General features: G+C 68.0%; 10 protein-coding genes and 4 tRNA genes. All 14 read right to left on the reverse strand.

Annotated features, from left to right (window positions below):
• Positions 1-127: GTP-binding protein (locus VFS34_11975; protein ID HET9795172.1), on the reverse strand; the 127-nt coding region annotated here is incomplete at its 3' end.
• Between the two features lie 50 nt (positions 128-177).
• A tRNA-Thr gene (locus VFS34_11980) sits at positions 178-253 on the reverse strand.
• Between the two features lie 190 nt (positions 254-443).
• Positions 444-518, reverse strand: a tRNA-Gly gene (locus VFS34_11985).
• 34 nt (positions 519-552) lie between these two features.
• Positions 553-639: transfer RNA gene (locus VFS34_11990), tRNA-Tyr, on the reverse strand.
• Between the two features lie 33 nt (positions 640-672).
• A tRNA-Thr gene (locus VFS34_11995) sits at positions 673-748 on the reverse strand.
• A gap of 204 nt (positions 749-952) precedes the next feature.
• Entirely contained in the window at positions 953-1,675 is a 723-nt protein-coding gene (rlmB, locus tag VFS34_12000) for a 23S rRNA (guanosine(2251)-2'-O)-methyltransferase RlmB (protein ID HET9795173.1), read from the reverse strand.
• Between the two features lie 148 nt (positions 1,676-1,823).
• Positions 1,824-2,300: a 2-C-methyl-D-erythritol 2,4-cyclodiphosphate synthase gene (ispF, locus tag VFS34_12005; protein HET9795174.1), complete on the reverse strand. Its 477-nt coding sequence runs from the start codon at positions 2,298-2,300 to the stop codon at positions 1,824-1,826.
• Positions 2,297-2,944 (reverse strand): 2-C-methyl-D-erythritol 4-phosphate cytidylyltransferase, encoded by a 648-nt coding sequence (locus VFS34_12010; GenBank protein HET9795175.1) that lies wholly within the window; start codon positions 2,942-2,944, stop codon positions 2,297-2,299. The genes ispF and VFS34_12010 overlap by 4 nt, the downstream gene beginning before the upstream one ends.
• Positions 2,941-3,462 (reverse strand): ribosome recycling factor, encoded by a 522-nt coding sequence (frr, locus tag VFS34_12015; GenBank protein ID HET9795176.1) that lies wholly within the window; start codon positions 3,460-3,462, stop codon positions 2,941-2,943. Before frr ends, VFS34_12010 begins: the two co-directional genes overlap by 4 nt.
• 29 nt (positions 3,463-3,491) lie before the next feature.
• The gene (pyrH, locus tag VFS34_12020) at positions 3,492-4,241 is read right to left on the reverse strand and encodes a UMP kinase (GenBank protein ID HET9795177.1); all 750 of its coding nucleotides are present in this window, start codon (positions 4,239-4,241) and stop codon (positions 3,492-3,494) included.
• 97 nt (positions 4,242-4,338) lie between these two features.
• On the reverse strand, positions 4,339-5,247 hold the full coding sequence (gene tsf, locus VFS34_12025; GenBank protein HET9795178.1) for a translation elongation factor Ts: 909 nt from the start codon (positions 5,245-5,247) through the stop codon (positions 4,339-4,341).
• Positions 5,248-5,317: 70 nt separating this feature from the next.
• Positions 5,318-6,079, reverse strand: a complete 762-nt coding sequence (gene rpsB / locus VFS34_12030; protein HET9795179.1) for a 30S ribosomal protein S2 — start codon at positions 6,077-6,079, stop codon at positions 5,318-5,320.
• Positions 6,080-6,130: 51 nt separating this feature from the next.
• Positions 6,131-6,526 carry a 30S ribosomal protein S9 gene (gene rpsI / locus VFS34_12035; GenBank protein HET9795180.1) on the reverse strand — a complete coding sequence of 132 codons (396 nt, stop codon included), beginning with the start codon at positions 6,524-6,526 and terminating at the stop codon, positions 6,131-6,133.
• Positions 6,527-6,541: 15 nt separating this feature from the next.
• A partial coding sequence (gene rplM / locus VFS34_12040) for a 50S ribosomal protein L13 (GenBank protein HET9795181.1) occupies positions 6,542-6,862 on the reverse strand: 321 nt, incomplete at its 5' end.

Genomic DNA, 6,862 nt, shown 5'->3' on the forward strand with positions numbered 1-6,862 from the left:
TCGCCAGCCCCTTCTTCGACAACACCGTCGTGATCGCCGCCGTCAGCGTCGTCTTCCCGTGATCCACGTGCCCGATCGTCCCGATGTTGACGTGCGGCTTGCTGCGGTCAAACTTCTCTTTCGACATCCTCGTCCCTCTTCCTGCCTGTCAAACCGATCCGGCCCGAATCCCCGAGTTGGAGCCCACGACCAGGATTGAACTGGTGACCTCGTCCTTACCAAGGACGCGCTCTACCGACTGAGCTACGTGGGCAGAGTCACCGGAGTTCCGAGAGCGCCCGGGCGCGGGAGAAGGGATCCGGGCTCCCGCCGCGAAGGGGTGCGCCCCCCCGCCGACGGAATGACGCGATCGAACGTCCCCTCGCGTTCCCCGCGGGTTCCAATCCCTCGCGTCGTCCACTCCGATCTCCTCATCGCTCAGCCGCCAAGTTCCCTTTCGGGGTTGGAGCGGGAGACGGGATTCGAACCCGCGACCAACAGCTTGGAAGGCTGTGACTCTACCCCTGAGTTACTCCCGCGCGATTCCCATCTCTCGCCTCCGCGCCCACGAAATGGTGGGCAGTGGAGGATTCGAACCTCCGTAGCGCGAAGCGCGGCAGATTTACAGTCTGCTGCCATTAACCACTCGGCCAACTGCCCGGAAAACTCTTTCGATTCCCCGCGCCCGCTCGATGGAGCCGACGAGAGGAATTGAACCTCCAACCTTCGGTTTACAAAACCGCTGCTCTGCCGATTGAGCTACGCCGGCGCGATTCCGCGAAGTTCCCCCGCCGCTCTCTTCAAAGACCAGCCGGCGCACACGGATCTTGTGAGCACGGCGCGAACCACGAACGATACCAGAGCGGACTTTTACGCGCAAGCACTTTTCGTCTCTGGCGGATAGGACGGGGGCGCCACCCCGAGGTGACGGCCCCCACCCGCCCAATTTTCGCGCAAAAGGCCGCCGGGCCGGCTAGGTCCTCCCCCCCGCGCGCCGCTGCCGGACCGCTTCGAAAGCCGCGGCGGACGCGGCCGTCGAAACGTTGAGGGAGGCGATCTTTCCCGCCATCGGAAGGCGGGCCAGGACGTCGCATCCTTCGACCACGAGCCGCCGAAGTCCTTTCCCTTCCGAGCCGAACACCAGGATCAGGTCTCCGGACAGGTCGACGCCATAGAGGTCCTCTCCTCTCTCGTCGAGTCCGACGGCGAAAAACCCCGCCTTCCGGCCTTCGTCGAGGAATCGCCGGAGGTTCCCGGCCCGAAAGATCGGAACCCGGGAGAGGGCGCCGGCGGAAACGCGGGCCACGGTGTCGGAGAGGGGGGCGGAGCCGCGCTCATGGACGACGACCCCGGCTCCGGCGGCCTCCGCGACCCGGAGGATCGCTCCGACGTTGTGGGGATCCTGCACCTCGTCGAGGACGAAGAGGAACCTCCCGCCGCGTTCGCCGGCGAAAGCGTCGCCGACGGGCGCGACCGCGACCTCCGCGAGGCGGGCGACCACTCCCTGATGATGCCGCGCGAGTCGATCGAGGCCTTCCGCCTTCCCGTACCGGACCGCGACGCCGGATTCCCGGCAGAGCCTTTTCAGCTCGCCGCTCCTCCGGTCCCGCCGCGCCTCGTCGAAGAGGACCCATTCGACGCGGCGCGGCTCGGCGCGCACCGCCTCTTCGACGGCGTGGAACCCGGCGAGCATCATCGGCCGGCGCGGGAAGCCGGGCCCGGGAGGCTCCCGACCCGGGAAACCCGGGGCCTTGCCGCGACGAGTCCGGAAGCCGCCCCTTCGCGTCGCCCGGGACGGCCGGGAAGAACCGCGGATCGGCCGTTCGAGGCTCGCCGCCGGAAAGTCACGCCGATTCCAGAAGCACGACGACCATCGCCGCGAGCCCTTCGCCGCGGCCGGGGAAACCCATTCCGTTCGTCGAGGTGCCCCGCACGGAAACTCTTTCCCGCGGGACGCCCAGGATCTCCGCGAGCCGGCGCTCGAGCGCGTCGCGCCGCGGCGCGATCTTCGGGGCCTCCCCCACGACCGTGGCGTCGAGATTCCCGAGGACGAGTCCCTTCGAGCGAGCGACGGCCGCCGCGCCGGCGAGCATCTCCGCGCTGTCCCGGCCGCGATTCGCCGGATCGCGGTCCGAAAAGTGCTCTCCCAGGCTCCCGCTCCCGGACGCGCCGAGGATCGCGTCTGCGGCCGCATGGAGGAGCACGTCGCCGTCGGAATGCCCCCCGAGACCCCGCTCCTCCGCCCAGTCCAGCCCCCCGAGGCGGAGCGGCCGGTCGGCCGCGAACGGGTGCGCGTCGAATCCGAGCCCGACGCGGGTCACCCGCGCACCATCGCCTCGGCGATCGCGAGGTCCTCGGGGAAGGTGATCTTGAACGCGCGGCGGGAGACGGGCACGGCGGCGACCCGGATTCCGACCGCCTCGCACCGCGCCGCCTCGTCGGTCGCCGGCGGCGCCTCGAGGGCGCGACGCAGGACGTCGCCGCGGAAGACCTGCGGCGTCGCCGCGGCCGCGATCTCCCGCCGGTCCAGGGTCCCGGAGATCCATTCCCCGTCCCAGCGTTTGAGCGTGTCGGCGACGGTCATCACCGCGATCGCCGCGCCGCTCTCCTCGGCCGCGGCGATGACGAGCCGGACTTCGTCGGGAGTGACGAACGGGCGCGCGGCGTCGTGCACGACGACGTAGTCGCGGGGCCCGGGATCGAGCGCCGCGATTCCGATGGCGACCGATTCCGCGCGCGTCGACCCTCCGGCTCGCACGGGAAACCGGCGTCCCACCGCCGCCGCGATCGAATCTTCGTGGCCGGCCGGCGCCATGACGATGCCGCTCTGAAAAGGGATCCCCTCGAACGCGCTCAGGGCGAGGGAGACGAGGGGCCGTCCGCCGACCGGGACGAGCGCTTTCGGGAGCATGGTCCCGAGCCGCTGTCCTCCGCCGGCGGCGGGAATCAGCAGATGGAGGCTCACACCTTGAGGATCTCTTCCTCTTTGGCCTTCAGGACCGAGTCGACCTCGGCGATCCGCTTGTCGGTGAGCTTCTGCGTCTCCTCGAGGCCGCGCCGCTCGTCGTCCTCCGAGATCTTCTTGTCCTTCATCATTTTCTTCAGCGCGTCGTTGGCCTCGTGGCGGAACCTCCGGATCTCGACCCTCACTTCCTCCGCCATGTGATGGGCGCGCTTGACGAGATCCTTCCGGCGCTCTTCCGTCGGCTGCGGGACGGGGACCCGGACGATCTTCCCGTCCGACACCGGGTTCAAACCGAGGTCGGCCTTCCGGATGGCCTTGTCGATTTCGGCGCACATCTTCGGATCCCAGGGCTGCGCGACGATGAGGTTCGACTCGGGCACGGTGAGGCTGCAGACCTGCTTGAGCGGCACCTCGGTGCCGTACGAGTTGACCATGACGCCGTCGAGGAGCGCCGCCGACGCCCGCCCGGTGCGGAGCGTCCCGTACTGGTGCTTCAGCGCCTCGATCGCCGTGACCATCTTCTTTTCCGCGGACGCGATCTCGTTTCTCACGATACGTCTCCCGCCGCCGCCGGGACCTCGTCGACGACGAGCGACCCGATGTCGGCCCCTTCCACGACGCGCCGGATGTTTCCGGGGACGAGGAGGTTGAACACTTTGATCGGCAACCGGTTGTCGCGACAGAGCGCGACGGCCGCCGCATCCATCACACCGAGGTTCTCCTCGAGCGCCTGCCGGTACGTCAGGAACGGAAGGAGCCGCGCCGCGCGATCGACCTTCGGGTCGGCGGTGAAGACGCCGTCCACTTTCGTCGCCTTGAGCAGCACGTCGGCCTTGATCTCGTTGGCGCGGAGCGCCGCCGCGGAGTCGGTCGTGAAGTAGGGATTCCCGGTCCCGCCGACGAAGAGGATGACGCGGCCCTTCTCGAGGTGCCGGAGCGCCCGCCGGCGGATGAACGGCTCGGAGATCTGGCGCATCTCGATCGCCGAGATCAGGCGGGTGTTGACGTCGCGCTTCTCGAGCGCGTCCTGCATCGCGAGGCCGTTGATGACGGTCGCGAGCATCCCCATGTGGTCGCCGGTCACCCGATCGATCCCGGAAGCGGCCGCCGTCACCCCGCGGATGATGTTCCCCCCGCCGAGGACGACGGCGACGTCGACCCCCTTCCGGTGGACGTCGGCGATCTCGTCGGCGATCCGGCTGATGCGGTCGGGGTCGATCCCGAACGGGCGGTCCCCCATCAGCGCTTCGCCCGAAACCTTGAGAAGGATTCGTTTGTAGCGGGGAGGAGCGCTCACGGCCCCGGATTGTAAGTCACGAGTCCCGGGTCCGCGAGCCGAAAGTCGGGCCCCGGGTTCCGGCCCGACATGCGACCCGCGACGCGAGACACGCGACTCATCTCGTCTGCGCGGCGACCTCCGCCGCGAAGTCGTTCTCTTTCTTCGCCAGACCTTCCCCGAGCTTGTAGCGCAGGAACCGCAGGCCGAGCGCGCCTTCGCCGCCGCGGGCCTTCAGCACCTGGCCGACCGTCTGCTTGTCGTCGCGGACGTAGGCCTGCTCGCAGAGCACGCACTCCTGGAAGAACTTCTCGATCTTCCCGTCGGCGATCTTCTCGACGACGTTGGCGGGCTTTCCGGAGGCCGCCGCCTGCGCGCGGGCGATCTCCCGCTCGGCGTCGAGGACGGAAGCCTCGACGTCCTCCCGGCGCGCGAACCGCGGCTCCGCGGCGGCGACGTGCATCGCCACGTCGCGGGCGAGCTCCTCGTTTCCGCCGGGAATGCCGACGAGAACGCCGATCCGGCCGTTGCCGTGGACGTAGGTCGCGAACGTCTCCCCCGGCTTCGGAATCCAGCGGGCGAAGCGGCGGACGCTCATGTTCTCGCCGATCTTCGCGACGAGCTGCGACACGGCCTCCGCGACGGTCGTCCCGAGCGGGATCGGAGAGGGAAGCTGCAGGAGGGCCTCGACCGGGCCGTCGCCCGTCTCACCGAAGGCCTCGTGGCTCGCGATCCGATCGGAGAGCTTCTCGACGAACGTGCGGAAGTCGTCGGTCTTGGCGACGAAGTCCGTCTCGCAGTTGACCTCGAGGAGCACCGCGGCGGCGGGATGCACCTTCGCGGAAACGAGCCCTTCGGTCGCCGCGCGGCCCGCCTTCTTGGCGGCGGCGGCGAGCCCCTTCTTCCGGAGGATCGTGACCGCCTCCTCGGCGTTCCCCCCGGCTTCCTTCAGGGCGGCCTTGCATTCCATCATCCCCGCGCCCGTCCGCTGGCGCAGGTCGTTGACCATCTTGGCCGTGATCTCCATGGCGTTCTCCATTCAAAAAAATCGGGCCGGGACGCGAACGCCCCGGCCCGCGTATCGACTGCTTTGCCCGTCAGCCGGCGACGGCGCCGAAGGTCTCCGGGGCCGCGGCGCCGGCCGAAGCCGCGCCTTCGCCCGTGTAGCGCTCGTCGTGCGCATGGAGCCCCTCGAGGATCGAGTCGGCGACCTTGCTCGTGAAGAGCCGGATCGCCCGGATCGCGTCGTCGTTGCCCGGGATCACGTGATCGACCAGCTCCGGATCGCAGTTGGTGTCGACCACCGCCACGATCGGGATCTTCAGGGAGTGCGCCTCCTTGACGGCGATGTGCTCCTTCTTCGGGTCGATGACGAAGAGCGCGTCCGGAAGCTCGTCCATCTCCTTGATCCCGGAGAGATTCTTCTCGAGCTTTTCCTTCTCCCGCTCCAGGCGGATGCGCTCTTTCTTGGTGAGGTTTTCGTTCTCGGTGTCGGAGAGCGAGGCCTCGATTTCCTTCAACCGGTGGATCGATTTGCGGATCGTCGCGAAGTTCGTCAGCGTTCCGCCGAGCCACCGCGTGTTCACGAAGAACATCCCGCAGCGGTTGGCTTCCTCGTAGATCGCGTCCTGCGCCTGACGCTTGGTCCCCACGAAGAGAATGTTCTTGCCCGCGGCCGCCAGGGCGGTCACGAATTCCGAGGCTTGTTTGAACTGCCTGAGCGTCTTTTGCAGGTCGATGATGTAGATCCCGTTGCGCTTCCCGAAGATGAACTTCTTCATCTTGGGATTCCAGCGCTTCGTCTGATGACCGAAATGGACGCCAGCCTCGAGCAGTTCCTTCATCGAAATAGAAGCCAGATCACACCTCCTTCGAAACGGGGAGGGGCGCCATGCCCCGCCCTCTCGCGGTTACCGTTTGGAGAACTGGAACCGGGCCCGCGCTCCGCGCTGCCCGTACTTCTTCCGCTCCTTCACGCGCGAATCGCGCGTCAGGAGCCCTTCCTTCTTCAGCCGCGGCCGCAGCTCGGCGTTGAACTGGAGGAGCGCGCGAGAGATCCCGTGCCGGATCGCCCCCGCCTGCCCCGCCGGTCCGCCGCCGTCCACCTGGACGCCGATGTCGAACTTGTCGGTCGTCTCGGTGAGCGCGAGCGGCTGCTTGATGATCATCTTGAGAACCTTGTTGGGGAAATACTCGTCGAAGCCGTGGTCGTTGACCTTGATCTCGCCGGTCCCCGGCTTGAGGTAGACGCGCGCGACCGCTTCCTTGCGGCGGCCCGTCCCGTAGTACCGAAGTGTCGCTGCCAAACCGTCCTCCTGCCTTTACGCCCGCGCCGCGAGCTTCAACGTCTTCGGGCGCTGCGCCTCGTGCGGATGCGTGGCGCCGCCGTACACCTTCAGCTTCTTGAACTGCTTCCGGCCGAGCGAGTTCTTCGGGAGCATCCCGCGCACCGCTTCCTCGATCAGCTTTTCCGGGTGCTTCGCGCGCATGTCCGCCGCGTTCGTCTCGCGCAGCCCGCCGGGGAATCCCGTGTGGCGGCGGTACATCTTGTCCTGCTCCTTGCGCCCGGTGAGGACCGCCTTCCCGGCGTTGATCACCACGACGAAGTCCCCGTTGTCGAGAGAGGGGCTCCAGGCCGCCTT

This window comes from Thermoanaerobaculia bacterium (assembly GCA_035717485.1).
Lineage (GTDB): Bacteria > Acidobacteriota > Thermoanaerobaculia > UBA5066 > DATFVB01 > DATFVB01.

Excerpts from the sequence above, each read along its gene's own strand:
- rlmB (HET9795173.1), bottom strand. The coding sequence starts at position 1,675 with ATGATGCTCGCCGGGTTCCACGCCGTCGAAGAGGCGGTGCGCGCCGAG.
- frr (HET9795176.1), bottom strand. The coding sequence starts at position 3,462 with ATGGTCACGGCGATCGAGGCGCTGAAGCACCAGTACGGGACGCTCCGC.
- tsf (HET9795178.1), bottom strand. The coding sequence starts at position 5,247 with ATGGAGATCACGGCCAAGATGGTCAACGACCTGCGCCAGCGGACGGGC.